This window comes from Mycolicibacterium pyrenivorans, assembly GCF_025821625.1.
Taxonomy (GTDB): domain Bacteria; phylum Actinomycetota; class Actinomycetes; order Mycobacteriales; family Mycobacteriaceae; genus Mycobacterium; species Mycobacterium pyrenivorans.
Genome location: NZ_JACKSH010000101.1, coordinates 45,611 through 62,856, shown reverse-complemented (window position 1 = coordinate 62,856; position 17,246 = coordinate 45,611). Strand labels below are relative to the sequence as shown.

The window sequence follows — 17,246 nt, the reverse complement described above, 5'->3', positions numbered from 1 at the left end:
ATGGGCACCGATGCACGAGATGGCGATCACGCAGAGTGTTGTCGACGCGGTGTGCGAGCACGCCGCGGGCCGGCGCGTGCACAGCGTCAGGCTGGAGGTCGGCGCGCTGTGCGCGATCGTGCCCGCCGCGATGGAGTTCTGCTTCGGCCTGGCCACCGAGGGGACGGTCGCCGACGGTGCGACGCTCGACGTCGACGTGCGCCCCGGTGCCGCGCAGTGCCGCACGTGCGCCGCCCGTTTCGAGCTGAGTGACCCGATCCTGTTGTGTCCGTGCGGGAGTGCCGACGTCGAGGTGCTCGAGGGTCGGGACCTGAAGATCCTGTCGATGGAAGTGAGCTGACCATGTGCGCAACCTGCGGCTGCGGCGGAGACGGCGCGGTCGTCACGCTGGCCGGACACGACGGCGCGCGGCATCGCCACGGACATGACCATCCCCATGAGCACGACCATCCCCATGAGCACGGCGATTCACACGAGCACCTCCACACCGAGACCATCACCCTCGAGCAGAAGGTCCTCGCGAAGAACGACCGGGTCGCCGACGAGAACCGCAGGTGGCTTGCCGAGCGCGACATCCTGGCCCTGAACATGACGAGTTCGCCAGGCGCCGGGAAGACCACCCTCCTCGAACGCACCATCCGCGACCTCGGCGAACAGCAGCCGATCGCCGTCATCGAGGGAGATCAGGAGACGCTGCTCGACGCCGATCGCATCCGGGCCGCCGGTGCCCGCGCGGTGCAGATCAACACCGGGGCCGGCTGCCATCTCGACGCCGACATGGTGCGGCGGGCCCTCGACACGCTCGATCCCGAGCCGGGCTCGCTGCTGTTCATCGAGAACGTCGGCAACCTCGTCTGTCCGGCCATGTTCGACCTCGGCGAGCACAGCAAGGTCGTCGTGATCTCGGTGACCGAGGGCGCCGACAAGCCGTTGAAGTACCCGCACATGTTTGCCGCGGCGGGGCTGATCGTCATCAACAAGATCGACCTGCTGCCGTACGTGGACTTCGATCTCGAGGCGTGCGCCGGGTATGCAAGATCGCTGAACGCCGGCGTCAAAATATTGCCGCTGTCGGCTACCACCGGTGATGATATCTCCGACTGGTACGACTGGATCGGGGTTCTGGCAAACCGGCCCGAAACCGGGTAGATGTCACAAGATTCCGTTGACAAGACAAACCCGCCGGAGTAGACCCAGAGACAGCGCCACGCAAGAGGGGCGAGGGTCGACTCCATTGGCGCAGGGCTCCCCAGCCCGGAGCTCGGAAAGCTGTGACAAATGCCGACGGAGGCTGCAGTCAAAGCAGAAGAGGCCTTGATCCACGTGCTGTGGATCAATGCCGGATTGAGTTGCGACGGCGATTCTGTGGCGCTGACTGCCGCCACCCAACCCAGCATCGAGGAGATCGCCCTTGGCGCTCTTCCCGGTCTGCCCAAGATCGCCGTGCATTGGCCCCTCATCGATTTCGAGTGCGGGCCCAACGGAGGTGCGGACGACTTCCTCGAATGGTTCTTCAGAGCAGACAGAGGCGAACTGGAACCGTTCGTGTTGGTCGTCGAGGGGTCGATCCCCAACGAGCAACTCCACGACGAAGGGTACTGGTGCGGATTCGGCAACGACCCGGCAACAGGTCAACCGATGACGACCAGCGAGTGGCTGGACCGGCTCGCCCCCAAGGCGACCGCGGTCGTCGCGGTCGGCACCTGTGCCACCTACGGCGGAATCCACGCGATGGCGGGAAATCCGACGGGGGCCATGGGGGTCCCCGACTATCTCGGGTGGGAGTGGAAGAGCAAGGCGGGCATCCCGATCGTCTGTGTGCCCGGATGCCCGATTCAGCCGGACAACCTGTCGGAAACCTTGACGTACCTGCTCTACATGGCGACCGATCAGGCACCGATGATCCCGCTGGACGACGCGCTGCGGCCGCAGTGGCTGTTCGGTCAGACCGTTCACGAGGGGTGTGACCGGGCCGGCTACTACGAGCAGGGCGACTTCGCCACCGAGTACGGCTCGCCGAAATGCATTGTCAAGCTTGGCTGCTGGGGTCCGGTGGTGAAGTGCAACGTCCCCAAGCGCGGCTGGATCAACGGCATCGGCGGGTGCCCGAACGTGGGCGGGATCTGCATCGGCTGCACCATGCCCGGGTTCCCCGACAAGTTCATGCCGTTCATGGACGAACCACCGGGCGGCAAGGTCTCCACCGCCGCATCCGGCCTCTACGGCTCCGTGATCCGCAGCCTGCGCCACGTCACCGGCAAGACCGTCGACAAGGAGCCCAAGTGGCGCCGTCGCGGCCCCAAACTCGAGACCGGCGCGACCCGCACCTGGTAGGTGCGGGTCACTTCGGTGCCCTCGGCGACACATCCTGTGCCGAATCTTTCTCTGGCGCAGTCGATCTAGACGAAAGAAGCAGAATTCGATGACCACGATCATCCCCGAGCCGTCCCACGTGAAGCGCGATCCCGGCCAACTGGTGGAGATGGCGTGGGATCCCATCACCCGGATCGTCGGCAGCCTCGGCATCTACACCAAGATCGATTTCGACAACCGGGAAGTCGTCGAGTGCCACAGCACGTCGTCGATCTTCCGTGGCTATTCGATCTTCATGAAGGGCAAGGACCCCCGCGACGCCCACTTCATCACCAGCCGGATCTGCGGCATCTGCGGCGACAACCACGCCACCTGTTCCTGTTACGCGCAGAACATGGCCTACGGCGTGCAGCCCCCGCATGTCGCCGAATGGATCGTCAACCTCGGCGAGGCCGCGGAATACATGTTCGACCACAACATCTTCCAGGAGAACCTGGTCGGGGTCGACTACTGCGAGAAGATGGTCTCCGAGACCAACCCGAGCGTTCTGGCCAAGGCGGAGAACACCCAGTCGCCGAGCGCGGACATGCACGGGTACCGGACCATCGCCGACATCATGCGCGCGCTCAACCCGTTCACCGGCGACTTCTACCGCGAGGCACTGCAGGTCAGCCGGTGGACCCGGGAGATGTTCTGCCTGATGGAAGGCCGGCACGTGCATCCCTCCACGCTCTACCCCGGTGGCGTGGGCACGGTCGCGACGATCCAGCTGATGACCGACTACATGACCCGGCTGATGCGCTACGTCGAGTTCATGAAGAAGGTCGTGCCCATGCACGACGACCTGTTCGACTTCTTCTACGAGGCACTGCCCGGTTACGACCAGGTGGGCCTGCGGCGCACGCTGCTTGGCTGCTGGGGGTCGTTCCAGGACCCCGAGCACTGCAACTTCGCCTACAAGGACATGGAGAACTGGGGCCGCAAGATGTTCGTCACGCCCGGCGTGGTCGTGGACGGGAAGCTCGTCACCACGTCGCTGGTCGACATCAACCTCGGCATCCGGATCCTGCTGGGCAGTTCGTACTACGACGACTGGGAAGACCAGGAGATGTTCGTCAAGACCGATCCGCTGGGAAACCCGGTGGATCGACGGCACCCGTGGAACCAGCACACCAACCCCAAGCCGCAGAAACGCGACTTCGACGACAACTACAGCTGGGTGATGTCTCCGCGGTGGTTCGACGGCACCGATCATCTGGCGTTGGACACCGGCGGCGGGCCGCTGGCCCGGCTGTGGTCGACCGCGCTGGCCGGCCTGGTCGACATCGGCTACGTGAAGGCGACCGGCCACAGCGTCCAGATCAATCTGCCCAAGACGGCGCTGAAGGGCCCCGTCGAACTGGAGTGGAAGATCCCGCAGTACGGCAGCAACACGATCGAGCGCAACCGGGCCCGCACCTACTTCCAGGCCTACGCCGCCGCCAGCGCACTGCACTTCGCCGAGAAGGCGTTGGTGGAGATCCGGGCGGGCCGCACCAAGACCTGGGAGAAGTTCGACGTCCCCGACGAGGGCATCGGCTGTGGTTTCACCGAGGCGGTGCGCGGGGTGCTGTCCCACCACATGGTGATCCGCGACGGCAAGATCGCCAACTACCACCCCTATCCACCGACACCGTGGAACGCCAATCCGCGCGACAGCTACGGCACTCCCGGCCCCTACGAGGACGCGGTGCAGGGTCAGCCGATCTTCGAGGAGAACAGCCGGGAGAACTTCAAGGGCATCGACATCATGCGCACCGTGCGCAGCTTCGATCCGTGTCTGCCCTGCGGGGTGCACATGTACCTGGGCGACGGCAAGAGCCTGGACCTGTTGCACTCCCCGACCCAGTCGGTCACCGGGGAATAACGGATGGGCCCGTCTGGATCGACACCCGTGGACGGACCCGAGGACGACGCGCGGTGGCGCACGGCGGGCGACCGGATCGAGGCGCTGCTCGAGGCGAGTGCGGCGGGAGGCGCCGCCGCCCGGGAACGCGCCGAGCAACTGGTCCGCGAGATCACCGACCTCTACGGCGCCGGGCTGGAGCGGTTGGTGCGGCTCGCGGTGCGGGGCGCCCCGGGGGTGGCCGACGCACTCGTCGCCGACGACCTCGTCGCCAGCCTGCTGCTGGTGCACGGTCTGCACCCGCACCCGGTCGAGCGCCGCATCGCCGACGCCCTGGACACCGTGCGCCCCTATCTCGGGTCGCACGGCGGTGACGTGCACCTGCTGGACGTCGTCGGGGTCCCCGGGAACCACACCGTCCGGTTGCAGTTCTCGGGCAGCTGCAAGAGCTGCCCGTCGTCGGCCGTCACGCTCGAGTTGGCCGTCGAGGATGCGGTGCGTGCCGCCGCTCCCGAGATCGCCTCGATCGAAGTCGTTGCGCAGGAACCGGACACAGCCACGGTGATCCCGACGGAGTCACTGCTGAGCCGGGTGCACGCTGCTCGGCATGCCCCCGCCGCATGGCATCCGGTGCCCGCCCTGGCCGAACTGGCGCCCGGCGAGGTCGGTGGCTTCCGGGTCGCGCAGACGACGGTGCTCGCGTGTCGCGTCGGCGACGACGTGTACGCCTATCAGGACCGCTGCGGCGGTTGCGGTGAGTCCCTCGCCGGCGCGGTGCTGCACCGGCGGATGGCCTCGGCCGACGTGGTTCTGCGGTGCCCCCGCTGCCACGCCCACTTCGATGTCGTGCACGCCGGAGCGTCGATCGACGGAACCACCGGGCGTCTCGACCCGGTTCCGGTGTTGGCGCGCGACGGCGTGCTCTCGATGGCCCTGCCCGGCTCGCCGGCGGAGAGCGTGGCCTGATGAGCGCCGGGAACGCCTACGACGTGCTGGCCCGCATCCGCGCGGTACGGACCGCGCCACGACCTGCCGGCGAAGCCTGCGAGATGTGTGCCGAGCAGATCGCCGACGAGCACCAGCATGTGGTCAACGTCGAAGGCCGCCAGCTGATGTGCGTCTGCCGTGGGTGTTATCTGCTGTTCACCGATCCCCATGCCGCCCTGCGGTATCGCGCGGTGCCCGACCGCTACCTCGCCTTCCCGGATTTCGCGCTCGACCGCCGCCGCTGGGACGCCCTGCAGATCCCGGTCGGTCTGGCGTTCTTCTTCCGCAACTCCCACCTCGAACGGACGGTGGCGTTCTATCCGGGGCCGGCCGGTGCCACCGAGTCCGAGCTGGAGCTGGAGTCCTGGAACGATCTTCGCGCCGCCGATCCGCGGGTGGACATGCTGGCCGACGACACCGAGGCGCTGCTGGTGCGGGTTGCGCCGAACGAGGCGGAGGAGGCGGAACAGGCCGCGCCGCCGGTGTGCCACCTGCTGCCGATCGACGCCTGCTACGAATTCGTCGGCCGGCTGCGGATGTTGTGGCGCGGCTTCGACGGCGGGCAGGACGCGCGCCGCTACATCGACGAGTTCTTCGACACCGTCGCGCACCGCAGCAAGGTGGTGCCCCGATGACGGGACCGACGACCGAGGTGACGTTCGCGGTGCTGGACGTGACGCCGGAACCGTACGCCGTGACGCCGAAACTCGTGGCGCGGGTCGGCATCGCCGCCATCGGTGACGAACCGGTCCACGCGATCGCGTTGCGCTGCCAGGTGCGCATCGATCCGCTGAGGCGCGCCTATTCCGACGCCGAAGCCGAAGGCCTGACCGACCTGTTCGGCACCCGTGACCGGTGGTCCACCACGCAACACACGTTCCTCTGGCAGCACACCACGGCGATGGTGCCGGGGTTCAGCGGGGCCACCCAGGTCGACCTGCCGCTGGAGTGCACCTACGACTTCGAGGTGGCCGCCGCGAAGTATCTGCACGCCCTGCGCGGCGGGGCGGTCCCGCTTCAGTTCCTGTTCAGCGGAACCGTTTTCGTGCAGGGTGCACGCGGCTTCTCGGTCCAGCAGGTGCCGTGGGATCGCGAGGACCGCCATGACATGCCGGTCTCCGTCTGGCGGGACCTCATCGACCAGCACTTCCCGAACACCGGCTGGCTGCGGCTGGACCGCGACACCGTCGACGCGCTCGCGTCGTACCGACGCGCACACGGGCTCCTGTCGCACGACGCGGCCATCACCTCGCTGCTGGAGCGGGCCAGCGAGGACGTCCGATGAGCACCGTGTGGGACCGCGCCCGTGCGGTCGCCGACGCCGTTCTCTACGAGGGCTATCTGCTGTACCCGTACCGCGCGACGTCGGCCAAGAACCAGTCCCGCTGGCAGTTCGGGGTGCTCGGCCCGCAGGACGCCGAACACAGCGGCATCGGCGAGGACGACACCCTGTCCGCCGACGTGCTGGTGCGGCCGGCCGGTACGACGACGCTGTCGGTCGTGGTGCGCTTCCTGCAGCTACAGCACCGCGCGGTCGAACACCGCACGGACGACGGCGGTTTCGAGCCGGCGGACGAACTCGTCGCCGGCGATCGGTCGTGGCTGACGTGGGATGAGGCCGTCGAGCGCGAGATCTCGTTCGGCCCGTTCGCCCTGACCGAACTCGAGAACACGCTGCGCCTCCCTCTCGTGGTGCCACCCGGTACCGAGATCGAAGCCGTGGACGGCGGTCGGCTGGTGCGGACCCGGCGCGAACTTCGGGCCGAACTGATGCTGTCCGCCGAACCCGACGACGGATTGACCCGGGTCAGCGTGGCGGTCCGCAACATCGCCGCGCCCGCCGTCGACAAGGACGCGGCGATCGCCACGTCCCTGATAGGCACTCATATGCTCACCGAGGTGCGGGGCGGGGAGTTCGTATCGCTGCTCGAACCCCCACCCGGGGCCACCGCCGCGGTGGCGCGGTGCCGGCGCCACCGCTGCTTCCCGGTGCTGGCCGGACCGCCCGACGCCCGCGACCTGATGCTGATCTCACCGATCATCCTGTACGACCATCCCGAGATCGCCGAACAGAGCGACGGCGCGCTGTACGACTCGACCGAGATCGACGAGATCCTGACGCTGCGCATCATGACGATGACCGACGAGGAGAAGGCCCAGGCCCGCGCCACCGATCCGTTGGCCGCACAGATCATCGACCGGTGTGACACGATGTCGCCGGAGGCATTGCTCAATCTGCATGGTGTGCTGCGTGATCCGCATGCCCGAACCGACGTTGCCGGGCTGATCCCCGAGATCCCCGAGGGCGTCGACTGGTGGGACCCGATGGCCGACAACGCCGTGAATCCCGGGGTGGACGCCGTGCTGGTCGACGGCGTTCGGGTGAGTTGCGGCAGCCGGGTGCGGCTGCGTCCCACGCGGCGCGCCGACGCCCAGGACCTGTTCTACGCGGACCGGGTCGCGCGCGTTACGTCGGTGCACGAGACGGTCGACGGAGAAACCCACATCGGGGTGGTGATCGAGGACGACCCGGCCGCCGACCTGCACGAGTGGTACGGCCGTTACCTGTACTTCGCGCCTGACGAAGTCGAACCTCTCGACATTCAGGAGCTCAGCCCGGAAAGGAGTTCGAGATGGCAGTAGTCGGCTGGATCGCCACCGCGATGGTGGCGGTGGTCATAGTGTTCGCGGTGACGCTCGGTGTTCGGTCGGTGCCCGACGCCAAGCGGTACCTGAAGATGCGCCGGATGTAGCAGGGCGGACTCATCACGCCAACCACTCTGGTGGCCGGAATCGGCAACATCTTCCTCGGGGACGACGGGTTCGGCCCCGAGGTGTTGCGCCGTGTCACGCCGCGGCTCACCGACCCGGCGGTGCGGGCAACGGATTACGGGATCCGGGGCATGCACCTGGCATACGACCTGCTCGACGGTTACCGCGGGTTGGTGCTCGTCGACGCGCTGCCCAACCGGGGCGCACCGGGCACCCTGCACGTCTTCGAGGCGGATCACGACCTCTCAGCCGCAACCGGGCTGGATGCCCACGCGATGGACCCGGCGGCGGTGTTCGCGAGCCTGCGCGCGCTCGGCGGCGAACCGCCCTACACCGTAGTGATCGGTTGTGAAGTCGGCTGTATCGAGGACGGTATCGGTCTCTCGGACGTGGTCGCGGCGGCGATGCCCGACGCAGTACACACGGTCGAGGACGTGGTGGCCAGACTGTCGGCGCGCACCGCGGCGCGGGAGGGCTGAGCGATGTGTCTCGGCATTCCCGGGCAGGTTCTGCACATGCTCGAGGGCTACGGCGGCCAACTCGCCCTCGTCGATGTCGCGGGCGAGTCCCGCAAGGTCAACGTCGGCATGCTGCCCGAGGAGACGTTCGAAGCCGGTGACTGGGTGATCATCCACATGGGTTTCGTCGTCGAGAAGACCGACAAGGCGGGCGCCGACACCGCGCTGGCGGGCCTGAAGCTGATGGGCAGCGGGAGCGAGGATCCGCCATGACCGGCCGGTGCCGGCGGCGGGTCATGGTGCACGGCGTGGTCCAGGGCGTCGGCTTCCGGCCGTTCGTGTACACCGCTGCCGTGGAGGCGGGCCTGTCCGGTTGCGTGCGTAACGACAGTTGCGGTGCGATCATCGAGGTCGAGGGCGAGCCGGGTGACATCGAGGGATTCCTCGACCGGCTGCGCGCCGACCCTCCACCGCTCGCTGTCATCGAAACCGTTGCCGTTCAAGACATCCCGACTGTCGGCGGCACCGACTTCCGGATCGCCGACACCTCCCGCTCCGACGGCGGCCGCACGCTGGTCTCCCCCGATGTGGCCATCTGCGCCGACTGCGAGGCCGAGCAACGCGACCCGTCCGATCGGCGGTACCGGCACCCGTTCGTCAACTGCACCAACTGTGGTCCGCGGTTCACGATCATCGCGGCACTCCCCTACGACCGGGTGAACACCACGATGGCGGGCTTTCCGATGTGCGCGGAGTGCGCGGGTGAATACGCCGACCCGACCGATCGCCGCTTCCACGCACAACCGGTGTGCTGCCCGCGGTGCGGCCCGACCCTGTCCTACCGCGACAGGAAGGGCCATCGCAGCACCTCCGAGGACGGGCTGCGGCGGGCACGGCGGCTGCTGCGTGACGGCGGCATCCTGGCGGTCAAGGGAATCGGGGGCTACCACCTGGCCTGCGACGCCGCCGACGACGACGCGGTGTCCGAGCTGCGGCGCCGGAAGAAGCGCGGCGACAAGCCCTTCGCCGTGATGGTCGCCGACCTGGCGGGGGCGCGCACGCTGTGCACGGTCGACGACTGCTCGGCACGGCTGCTGTCCGGACCGCAGCGGCCCATCGTGTTGCTGGCGCGCTCACCGTCCGCACCGGTCGCCGCGTCGGTCGCCCCGCACAATCCCGACCTCGGGGTGATGCTGGCCTACACCCCGTTGCACACGCTGCTGTTCGGGCTTCCCGGCGACGAACCCGGGCCTGCCGCGCTGGTGATGACGTCGGGCAACCTCGGCGGGGAGCCGATCTGTCATCGCGACGACGATGCGGCAGAACGACTCTCGCACCTCGCCGATGGCTGGTTGTCGCATGACCGGCCGATCCTGGTGCCGTGTGACGACTCCGTGGTGCGGGTCGTATCCGGCACCGAGCTCCCCATCCGCCGGTCGCGCGGCTATGCGCCGCTGCCGGTCGCGCTGCCGATGTCGGTGCAGCCGACGCTGGCGGTCGGCGCGGACCTGAAGAACACCCTGGCCGTCGCCGAGGGCCGCTATGCGTGGCTGAGCCAGCACATCGGCGACATGGACGATCTGGCCACGCTGACGGCGTTCGAGTCCGCGGCGGGACACCTCGGCGCGCTGACCGGGGTGCACCCGGAACTCGTCGTCGCCGACGCCCACCCCGGGTACCGCTCGACCTCGTGGGCGCATCGGCACGCCGATGGCCGGCCGGTGCGCCAGGTGCAACACCACCACGCCCACATCGCCGCGGTGATGGCCGAACACGGTTTGGACGGCGCCGGCCAGGTGCTCGGGTTCGCCTTCGACGGCACCGGTTACGGGCCCGACGGCGCGGTCTGGGGTGGTGAGGTCCTGCTCGCCGATTACAAGGCGTTCCGGCGGATGGCCCACCTCAGGTATGTGCCGCTGCCGGGCGGTGACGTCAGCGTGCTGCGGCCCTACCGGATGGCGATGGCGCACCTGTGGGCGGCGGGGGTGCCGTGGGCCGACGACCTGGCACCGGTGGACGCCTGCCCGCCGAACGAGCGCGGGGTGCTGCGGCATCAACTCGAGACCGGGCTGGGCTGTGTGCCGACGTCGAGCATGGGCCGGTTGTTCGACGCCGTGTCGGCACTGGCGGGCGTGCGCCAGGTGGTGGACTACGAAGCGCAGGCCGCGATCGAACTCGAAGGCCTGTCGCGCGACGTCGGGCCCGGCGCGGTGCGATACCGCTTCGACGTCGACCTCGACGTCGACGGGCCCGCACTCATCGATCCCGCTCCCCTGCTGCGCGCCGCCGTCGACGATGTGCGCGCCGGGGTGCCTGCTGGGGTGATCGGCGCCCGCTTCCACGCCGCGGTGGCCGAGTTGATCGTCGACCTCGCCGTCGAGTGCGCGACGGGCACCGGCACCGTCGCACTGTCGGGCGGGGTGTTCCAGAATATGCTGCTGACACGGAACTCGTCGACCGCGTTGGCAGCCAAGGGTTTCGAGGTGATCACGCACCATCGGGTACCACCCAACGACGGCGGTGTCGCGCTGGGTCAGCTCATGGTCGGGAACTCAGGCTAGCGGAAGAAGGAGGACTGCTCATGTGTCTGGCGGTACCGGGAAGAATTCTGCGGACGGAGGACCGCGACGGCACGCTGATGTCGGTGGTCGACTTCGGCGGCGTCCAGAAGGACGTCTGCCTGCAGTACATACCCGACGCCCAGGTGGGCGAATACGTAGTGGTGCATGTCGGTTTCGCGATTCAGCGTCTCGACGAGGAATCGGCGATGCAGACACTGGCCGAGTTCGAGCGCCTCGGGGTGCTCGAGGAGGAGTTCGGTGACGGTTTCGAACTGGCCGCCCGGCAGGCCGGTCTGACCAACCCCGAGGCACCTGTCACGACCGATGCAGATTCTGAGGTGACGCGATGAAGTACCTGGACGAGTTCAGCGACCCTGAACTGGCGGGCAAGCTGGTAGATCAGATCCGGGCGGCCACCAGCAGGCGCTGGGCCATCATGGAAGTCTGTGGCGGACAGACCCACTCGATCATCCGCCACGGTATCGACCAATTGCTGCCCGACGAGATCGAGATGATCCACGGGCCGGGATGTCCGGTGTGCGTGACACCGCTGGAGATCATCGACAAAGCACTGGAGATCGCATCGAGGCCCGATGTCATCTTCTGCTCGTTCGGCGACATGCTGCGGGTTCCCGGCAGCGGCAAGGATCTGTTCCGGATCAAGAGCGAGGGCGGCGACGTGCGGGTGGTGTATTCACCGCTGGACGCGCTCACCATCGCCAAGGACAACCCCGACAAGCAGGTGGTGTTCTTCGGGATCGGATTCGAGACCACCGCGCCGGCCAACGCGATGACGGTGTACCAGGCCAGCCGGCTCGGCATCGAGAACTTCTCGCTGCTGGTCTCACACGTGCTGGTGCCGCCTGCCATCGCGGCGATCATGGAGTCGCCCACCTGCCGGGTACAGGCGTTCCTGGCCGCGGGCCACGTCTGCAGTGTCATGGGGACCGAGGAGTATCCGCCGCTGTGCGACAAGTACGGCATCCCGATCGTGGTGACAGGGTTCGAGCCGCTGGACATCCTCGAAGGCATCCGCCGCACCGTGCTGCAACTGGAATCCGGCCGCCACGAGTTGGAGAACGCCTATCCGCGCGCGGTACGCGCCGAGGGCAACGCCGCGGCCAAGTCGATGCTGCTCGACGTGTTCGAGGTGACCGATCGGTCGTGGCGAGGCATCGGGATGATCCCCTCCAGCGGCTGGCGGCTGTCGGCCAAGTACCGCGACTACGACGCCGAGCACCGATTCGCGGTGACGGACATCCGCACCGAGGAGTCCGCGGTGTGCCGTTCCGGCGAGGTGTTGCAGGGCTTCATCAAGCCGCACGAATGCTCGGCCTTCGGCACGCTGTGCACACCGCGCAATCCGCTCGGCGCCACCATGGTGTCCTCGGAGGGCGCGTGCGCCGCCTACTACCTGTACCGGCGGCTGGAGGTGACGCATGCCTGAGACGCCCCGGCCGGCGGCCATCGACATGGAGGCCTGGGTGTGTCCGGCGCCGCTGCGCGACGCCCCCAACATCCTGATGGGACACGGCGGGGGCGGGGCGATGTCGGCCGAGCTCATCGAGCATCTGTTTCTGCCCGCGTTCGGCTCCGCGGCCGATGCGGCGATGGGTGATTCGGCGGTGCTGCAGGTCGGCGCCGAGCGATTGGCGTTCTCGACCGACTCCTATGTCGTCAAGCCGCTGTTCTTCCCCGGCGGCAGCATCGGTGACCTCGCGGTCAACGGCACCGTGAACGACCTGGCGATGGCCGGCGCGCAGCCGATGGCCCTGTCCACCGCGTTCATCCTCGAGGAGGGCACCGCGCTGTCCGAACTCGCCCTGGTCGCCCACGCCGTGGGCACCGCGGCGTTGGCGGCCGGTGTGAAGTTGGTGACCGGCGACACCAAGGTGGTCGACTCCGGCCACGGGGACGGCGTCTACATCAACACCGCGGGCATCGGTCTGGTGGACAAACGCGCCGACATCCGTCCGCAGCGGGCCCGCCCCGGGGACGTGGTGATAGTCAGCGGTGACATCGGCGTGCACGGCGTCGCGGTGATGAGTTGCCGCGAGGGTCTGGAGTTCGAAACCACCGTCGCCAGCGACAGCGCACCGCTGCACGGACTGGTCGCGGCGATGATCGACACCGGGGCGGACATCCATACCCTGCGCGACCCCACCAGGGGCGGTGTCGGTGCCACCCTTAACGAGATCGCCAGGGCCGCGGGCGTCGGAATCTCGTTGACCGAGCGGTCTTTTCCGATACCGGGTGAGGTCCGCGATGCGTGCGGGCTGCTGGGTCTCGACCCGCTCTACGTCGCCAACGAGGGCAAGCTGATCGCGTTCGTCGCCCCCGAGGACGCCGAGCGGGTGCTCGCCGCGATGCGCGCCCATCCCTACGGCGGACGCGCCGCGGTGATCGGTGGCTGCGTCTCCGAACACCCGGGGATGGTGGTGGCGCGCACCGCGCTCGGCGGCACCCGGGTGGTCGATCTGCCCATCGGCGAACAACTTCCGCGGATCTGCTGAATGGCGGCGGTCGGCCACCACACCCGTCCCGGCCACGCGTTGTTCGCGAGGTACGCCTTCCCGCCCAACGAGCTCGGATACTGCGGGCCACCCGGCACCGATGCCCTCCCCAGTGGTGCGGACCTCGCCGGTTACGCCCGCGAATTCGACGGTGCCTGGCCGTATCTGAGTGCTCTCGCCGACACGGCGGGCCGGCCGGATGCGCTCGATGAGCAGATCGTGCGCAGCTACTGGTTGGGCGGGCCGCTGTTGGCCGAGGTGGACGCACCGGCACTGCTGGCCCGGTTGCGGGCCGCGTTCAGCGGGCAGGTCACGGGCTTGCTCGCCGAGGTACCGCCTGACGGCGTGCTGGCCAACCACAGCTTTCACGTCTTCGTGGTGTACCCGTGGGCGCGGTTTCTGGATCGCGACCCGGAAACACCGCTGAAGGTCATGCAGGCCTGCAGGATTCGCTGGGGTGTCGTCGATGCGGTGGACGACGACCACGCCGTGATCGTCTCGCGCCCGCTGACATTCCGCTCCGGTGCGCTCGGGCTTGCCGAACCCAGAGCCGAGCGGGTGCGGTGGCGCAGGGACGGTCTGTCCCTGGCCGAAAGGCCGATCCCCGGTCAGACGGTGTCGGCCCACTGGGACTGGGCCTGCGACGCTCTGACCGACGCCGAGGTGACCGCGCTGGACACCGCGACGCGTACGACGTTGACGCTGGTGAACGCGGTGCGGGTCGCCTCGCGACCGCCGCCCGGCGGTTTGTGACCGCCGTCACACGGGTAGCCGCTCAGGGAGTCGACCGCATCGCGCGGGCGACCGTGAGGAGACGACATGAGCACCCCGGGTGAACATCTTTCAGAAGAACCCCAGGACGAGCGCGGCGCTCCCGGGTCACGCGACACCGGGTCGGATGAGCCGTCGGCCGGACCCACCGACCGGCCGTCGGGCAGCTACCGCGGCGACGAGAGCGTGCCGGCACACGACGAGGCGGGCGAGCCGGACCGGGACAGCGACGGGTAGACCGGGCAGGACGTCGTCACCACTGGTCGCGTGGGACGTCGAAGTCGGCACACAGCGCCCGCCACACCTCGCGCGGGTCGACGCCGTCCTCGATGGCCTGCGCCGCGGTGCGCCCGCCCATGCTCGTCAGCACGTGGTCGATCAGCATCGACGAGGCCCGCACCGCGCCGAACTGGCGGGCGACGAGCTCAGAGAATTCGGTGAGCCGCACGGGCCCAACTTACGCCCACGCACCGAGCGCTTCATGGCACACCCGTACCGGATCTGGCACCGTCTCGGCGCCGGCACCGGCCCGCCGCGCGGCCTCCCGGTAGCGCGGGGATCCGAGCACTTCCTGCGTCGCCGCGGCCAGCGCCGCCGCGGTCAGCGGCCGGATCAGCTGCGCACTGCCCTGGCGCACAACACGATTGGCGATCTCCCACTGGTCGCCACCACCGGGGACGATCACCATGGGCACACCGGCCAGCAGTGCTTTGGCAACGGTTCCGTGCCCGCCCCCGCAGATCAGCAGATCCGCGCCGGACAGTAGTTCGTCCTGGCGCCCGAGGCCCACCACCGCCCAGGGCGGGATCGGCCCGTCGGGCCCCTCCAACCGGGATACCGCCACCCGCGAACCGTCCGGGAGGACCTCGCCGGGGACGAGTGTCTGCAGTGCCATCTCGGTGAGCCCCTCGGCGCCGGTGTTCGCCGTCGAGGGGGCGACCACCACGACGGGGCCGTCGCCGGCGGGCAGCGGCAACACCGACTTGGTCGGCTCGAAATGCAGAGGCCCCACCATCACGGCCTCCTCGGGCCAGTCCGGTCGCGGCACCTCGAGGGCCGGCAGCGTGGCGATAAGGCGTCGACGCGGCCCGGGATCCTCGGCGGGCAGACCGATCCCGACGCGCACCTCGGACCGCTGGCGCAGACCCTCGCGCCACGAGCGGGCGCTGAGAGCCCGCAGGACGGTGTCGCGCAGCCGGCCGCGCAGCCCGGTCCCGGGGGCGAGCCCGCTGCCTATCGGCGGCAGCCCCTTCGACGGACGATAGAGCGGATGGGTGTTCAGCTCGATCCACGGAACGCCCAGCAGATCGGCGGCCAGCCCACCGCAGGTGGTGATCGAATCGGAGATCACCAGATCGAGCGCAAGATCACCGATCCGCTGCTTGTTCAGCACCGCCATCCGCGCGGCGCGCTGGTGGATCTTCGCCCCGGCGTCGGTGTCGTCGTCGACCTCAGTCGGATCGAGTCCGTCGAGTTCGGCCGCGTCGACGCCTTCGGCGCGCGCCACATCGAGCCATTTCCTGCCGGTGAGCAGGGTCGGGGTGTCGCCGGCGGCCAGGAATCGCAGGCACAGCGCGATGGCCGGGAACGCGTGTCCGGGGTCGGGTCCGGCGACCACGGCGACGCGCATGCGGGCTACCCTGCCACAGCATCCGCCGTTAGGCTCGAGCGATGACTGACAAGGCCCCGGATTCGCTGCAGCCGACGGTGTTCACGACGACAGGCGCCAACGCTCACACCGTGCAGACGTTCCTGTTCGCCCTGGCCGACGAGGATTTCGACACCGTGGAGTCACTGGCGGCGCCGGAGCTGATCTGGCAGAACGTCGGGTTGCCGTCGATCCGCGGACGCGACCGGGTGATGAAGCTGTTGCGCAGCGGGCAGGGCAGGGCAGGTTTCGCCGTCAAGTTCCACCGCATCGCCTCCAACGGCGACGTGGTGCTCACCGAACGCACCGACGCGCTGATCATCGGGCCGCTGCGGCTGCAGTTCTGGGTGTGCGGCACGTTCGAGGTCCGCGACGGCAAGGTCGTGCTGTGGCGCGACTACTTCGACTTCTTCGACGCGCTGGTGAAGGCTCCGCTGCGGGCCGTGGCCGCGGCGGTGTTCCCGTCGCTGCGCCCGACATTCTGACCCCGGGGGGCAGGTTCTAGGAGGCTCTAGGCCCCTTTGAGGCGGCCCAGTTCGTCGAACGCCTGCGCCCAGCCCGTCAACCGGTCGGTGGCCATCGCGAGTTCATCGCGGTAGCGCCGCTGCGACATCGGCGAACTCGACATCGTCCCCGAGTTCGCGGCCGAAACCAATTGCGCCGCCGCAGAGACCATCTCGTTGTACTGGTGGGCACCACGGTCGAGTTGTGTCCTGAAGGCGGCGATCGTCGGAGCGAGGTGGGCGCGCGACTGCGGCGCCGCGTTGATGGCGCGCTCCATCGACACCACCTCGGTGGCGGTGGCGGCCATCGTCGCCACCGTCAGTTCGGCGGCGACCCGCAGTTCCCGCAGTTCCTCGGCGGGCAGCATCCGGCCCCGCTCCATGACTCCCAGCAGAGAGGTCAGCCCGCGTTCGGAGGCCGCCAGCGCGGCCATGGGCTGCCGGGCGGCCGACCCCCACGGCGGCAACCGCCGCGCTGCCCGCGACCGCTGCGGCGGCAGGGGCTCACCACGCAGCCAGCGATAGCGCAGGAACGACAGCGTCGCGAGGAACGCCGCACCGACGGCGATGGGCGACGGGATGAACAGCGCCCAGACCGGGGTGCTCCACGATGCCAGCAGTGCGGTCACACCCACCCAGAACACGGCCGAAACGGTGAAGAACACCCCGAGGCGCAGCGCCCAGCGCCGCTTGCGCAACAGCTTCGCCCGCGGGTCGGCGGCGGCGTTGAGTTTTGCGGCCAGCATGTCCGACCACTCCGCGGCGGTGTCGACCCCGCGTTGCGCCATCGAACGCCAGGCCTCCGGTCTGCTGGTCCGTGCACTCATCGACACAC

General features: G+C 68.7%; 21 protein-coding genes. 18 read left to right on the top strand and 3 right to left on the bottom strand.

Annotation, left to right across the window (positions count from 1 at the left end):
* The first annotated feature begins 10 nt into the window (after window positions 1-10).
* From H7I57_RS13300 to H7I57_RS13225, 17 genes are all read left to right on the top strand, one after another.
* Window positions 11-340 (top strand): hydrogenase maturation nickel metallochaperone HypA/HybF, encoded by a 330-nt coding sequence (locus tag H7I57_RS13300; RefSeq protein ID WP_264024006.1) that lies wholly within the window; start codon window positions 11-13, stop codon window positions 338-340.
* A 2-nt stretch (window positions 341-342) separates the two neighbouring features.
* Entirely contained in the window at window positions 343-1,149 is an 807-nt protein-coding gene (hypB, locus tag H7I57_RS13295; RefSeq protein WP_264024004.1) for a hydrogenase nickel incorporation protein HypB, read from the top strand.
* Between the two features lie 129 nt (window positions 1,150-1,278).
* Entirely contained in the window at window positions 1,279-2,334 is a 1,056-nt protein-coding gene (locus H7I57_RS13290; RefSeq protein WP_264024002.1) for an NADH-quinone oxidoreductase subunit B family protein, read from the top strand.
* 88 nt (window positions 2,335-2,422) lie between these two features.
* Window positions 2,423-4,219: a nickel-dependent hydrogenase large subunit gene (locus H7I57_RS13285; protein WP_264024000.1), complete on the top strand. Its 1,797-nt coding sequence runs from the start codon at window positions 2,423-2,425 to the stop codon at window positions 4,217-4,219.
* A gap of 3 nt (window positions 4,220-4,222) precedes the next feature.
* Complete coding sequence (locus tag H7I57_RS13280; protein ID WP_264023998.1) at window positions 4,223-5,164, top strand: NifU-related iron-sulfur-binding protein; 942 nt, start codon at window positions 4,223-4,225, stop codon at window positions 5,162-5,164.
* On the top strand, window positions 5,164-5,820 hold the full coding sequence (locus H7I57_RS13275) for a DUF5947 family protein (protein ID WP_264023996.1): 657 nt from the start codon (window positions 5,164-5,166) through the stop codon (window positions 5,818-5,820). The genes H7I57_RS13280 and H7I57_RS13275 overlap by 1 nt, the downstream gene beginning before the upstream one ends.
* Window positions 5,817-6,470 carry a DUF6084 family protein gene (locus H7I57_RS13270; protein ID WP_264023991.1) on the top strand — a complete coding sequence of 218 codons (654 nt, stop codon included), beginning with the start codon at window positions 5,817-5,819 and terminating at the stop codon, window positions 6,468-6,470. The genes H7I57_RS13275 and H7I57_RS13270 overlap by 4 nt, the downstream gene beginning before the upstream one ends.
* Complete coding sequence (locus H7I57_RS13265) at window positions 6,467-7,828, top strand: hypothetical protein (RefSeq protein ID WP_264023990.1); 1,362 nt, start codon at window positions 6,467-6,469, stop codon at window positions 7,826-7,828. Before H7I57_RS13270 ends, H7I57_RS13265 begins: the two co-directional genes overlap by 4 nt.
* Window positions 7,819-7,938, top strand: a complete 120-nt coding sequence (locus H7I57_RS33740; protein WP_372510214.1) for a DUF6893 family small protein — start codon at window positions 7,819-7,821, stop codon at window positions 7,936-7,938. Before H7I57_RS13265 ends, H7I57_RS33740 begins: the two co-directional genes overlap by 10 nt.
* A 12-nt stretch (window positions 7,939-7,950) precedes the next feature.
* Entirely contained in the window at window positions 7,951-8,436 is a 486-nt protein-coding gene (locus tag H7I57_RS13260) for a hydrogenase maturation protease (RefSeq protein WP_264024047.1), read from the top strand.
* A 3-nt stretch (window positions 8,437-8,439) separates the two neighbouring features.
* Entirely contained in the window at window positions 8,440-8,688 is a 249-nt protein-coding gene (locus tag H7I57_RS13255) for a HypC/HybG/HupF family hydrogenase formation chaperone (RefSeq protein ID WP_264023989.1), read from the top strand.
* Entirely contained in the window at window positions 8,685-10,976 is a 2,292-nt protein-coding gene (gene hypF / locus H7I57_RS13250) for a carbamoyltransferase HypF (RefSeq protein WP_264023988.1), read from the top strand. The genes H7I57_RS13255 and hypF overlap by 4 nt, the downstream gene beginning before the upstream one ends.
* Before the next feature lie 20 nt (window positions 10,977-10,996).
* Window positions 10,997-11,326 carry a HypC/HybG/HupF family hydrogenase formation chaperone gene (locus tag H7I57_RS13245; protein ID WP_264023987.1) on the top strand — a complete coding sequence of 110 codons (330 nt, stop codon included), beginning with the start codon at window positions 10,997-10,999 and terminating at the stop codon, window positions 11,324-11,326.
* A complete protein-coding gene (hypD, locus tag H7I57_RS13240; RefSeq protein WP_264023986.1) occupies window positions 11,323-12,423 on the top strand; it encodes a hydrogenase formation protein HypD in 1,101 nt (366 codons plus the stop codon). Before H7I57_RS13245 ends, hypD begins: the two co-directional genes overlap by 4 nt.
* Window positions 12,416-13,489 carry a hydrogenase expression/formation protein HypE gene (gene hypE, locus H7I57_RS13235; RefSeq protein WP_275081226.1) on the top strand — a complete coding sequence of 358 codons (1,074 nt, stop codon included), beginning with the start codon at window positions 12,416-12,418 and terminating at the stop codon, window positions 13,487-13,489. Before hypD ends, hypE begins: the two co-directional genes overlap by 8 nt.
* Window positions 13,490-14,242 (top strand): DUF6390 family protein, encoded by a 753-nt coding sequence (locus H7I57_RS13230; protein WP_264023985.1) that lies wholly within the window; start codon window positions 13,490-13,492, stop codon window positions 14,240-14,242.
* A gap of 66 nt (window positions 14,243-14,308) precedes the next feature.
* Window positions 14,309-14,497 carry a hypothetical protein gene (locus H7I57_RS13225; protein WP_264023984.1) on the top strand — a complete coding sequence of 63 codons (189 nt, stop codon included), beginning with the start codon at window positions 14,309-14,311 and terminating at the stop codon, window positions 14,495-14,497.
* A 16-nt stretch (window positions 14,498-14,513) separates the two neighbouring features.
* Here H7I57_RS13225 and H7I57_RS13220 read toward each other — a convergent pair whose 3' ends face one another.
* Both H7I57_RS13220 and H7I57_RS13215 read right to left on the bottom strand, forming a co-directional pair.
* Complete coding sequence (locus H7I57_RS13220; RefSeq protein WP_264023983.1) at window positions 14,514-14,708, bottom strand: DUF3046 domain-containing protein; 195 nt, start codon at window positions 14,706-14,708, stop codon at window positions 14,514-14,516.
* A 9-nt stretch (window positions 14,709-14,717) separates the two neighbouring features.
* Window positions 14,718-15,890, bottom strand: coding sequence for a glycosyltransferase (locus H7I57_RS13215; RefSeq protein WP_264023982.1), 1,173 nt, complete (start codon window positions 15,888-15,890; stop codon window positions 14,718-14,720).
* 41 nt (window positions 15,891-15,931) lie between these two features.
* Here H7I57_RS13215 and H7I57_RS13210 point away from each other — a divergent pair, with 41 nt between their 5' ends.
* Complete coding sequence (locus H7I57_RS13210) at window positions 15,932-16,393, top strand: limonene-1,2-epoxide hydrolase family protein (protein ID WP_264023981.1); 462 nt, start codon at window positions 15,932-15,934, stop codon at window positions 16,391-16,393.
* A 26-nt stretch (window positions 16,394-16,419) separates the two neighbouring features.
* On the opposite strand, the gene pspM is transcribed toward H7I57_RS13210, so the two are convergent.
* The gene (gene pspM / locus H7I57_RS13205) at window positions 16,420-17,238 is read right to left on the bottom strand and encodes a phage shock envelope stress response protein PspM (RefSeq protein WP_264023980.1); all 819 of its coding nucleotides are present in this window, start codon (window positions 17,236-17,238) and stop codon (window positions 16,420-16,422) included.
* Window positions 17,239-17,246 lie beyond the last annotated feature (8 nt).

Bases quoted from the DNA above. Each gene is read 5' to 3' on its own strand.
- H7I57_RS13300 (WP_264024006.1), top strand. From the start codon at position 11: ATGCACGAGATGGCGATCACGCAGAGTGTTGTCGACGCGGTGTGCGAG.
- hypB (WP_264024004.1), top strand. From the start codon at position 343: ATGTGCGCAACCTGCGGCTGCGGCGGAGACGGCGCGGTCGTCACGCTG.
- H7I57_RS13290 (WP_264024002.1), top strand. From the start codon at position 1,279: ATGCCGACGGAGGCTGCAGTCAAAGCAGAAGAGGCCTTGATCCACGTG.
- H7I57_RS13285 (WP_264024000.1), top strand. From the start codon at position 2,423: ATGACCACGATCATCCCCGAGCCGTCCCACGTGAAGCGCGATCCCGGC.
- H7I57_RS13280 (WP_264023998.1), top strand. From the start codon at position 4,223: ATGGGCCCGTCTGGATCGACACCCGTGGACGGACCCGAGGACGACGCG.
- H7I57_RS13275 (WP_264023996.1), top strand. From the start codon at position 5,164: ATGAGCGCCGGGAACGCCTACGACGTGCTGGCCCGCATCCGCGCGGTA.
- H7I57_RS13270 (WP_264023991.1), top strand. From the start codon at position 5,817: ATGACGGGACCGACGACCGAGGTGACGTTCGCGGTGCTGGACGTGACG.
- H7I57_RS13265 (WP_264023990.1), top strand. From the start codon at position 6,467: ATGAGCACCGTGTGGGACCGCGCCCGTGCGGTCGCCGACGCCGTTCTC.
- H7I57_RS33740 (WP_372510214.1), top strand. From the start codon at position 7,819: ATGGCAGTAGTCGGCTGGATCGCCACCGCGATGGTGGCGGTGGTCATA.
- H7I57_RS13255 (WP_264023989.1), top strand. From the start codon at position 8,440: ATGTGTCTCGGCATTCCCGGGCAGGTTCTGCACATGCTCGAGGGCTAC.
- hypF (WP_264023988.1), top strand. From the start codon at position 8,685: ATGACCGGCCGGTGCCGGCGGCGGGTCATGGTGCACGGCGTGGTCCAG.
- H7I57_RS13245 (WP_264023987.1), top strand. From the start codon at position 10,997: ATGTGTCTGGCGGTACCGGGAAGAATTCTGCGGACGGAGGACCGCGAC.
- hypD (WP_264023986.1), top strand. From the start codon at position 11,323: ATGAAGTACCTGGACGAGTTCAGCGACCCTGAACTGGCGGGCAAGCTG.
- hypE (WP_275081226.1), top strand. From the start codon at position 12,416: ATGCCTGAGACGCCCCGGCCGGCGGCCATCGACATGGAGGCCTGGGTG.
- H7I57_RS13230 (WP_264023985.1), top strand. From the start codon at position 13,490: ATGGCGGCGGTCGGCCACCACACCCGTCCCGGCCACGCGTTGTTCGCG.
- H7I57_RS13225 (WP_264023984.1), top strand. From the start codon at position 14,309: ATGAGCACCCCGGGTGAACATCTTTCAGAAGAACCCCAGGACGAGCGC.
- H7I57_RS13215 (WP_264023982.1), bottom strand. From the start codon at position 15,890: ATGCGCGTCGCCGTGGTCGCCGGACCCGACCCCGGACACGCGTTCCCG.
- H7I57_RS13210 (WP_264023981.1), top strand. From the start codon at position 15,932: ATGACTGACAAGGCCCCGGATTCGCTGCAGCCGACGGTGTTCACGACG.
- pspM (WP_264023980.1), bottom strand. From the start codon at position 17,238: ATGAGTGCACGGACCAGCAGACCGGAGGCCTGGCGTTCGATGGCGCAA.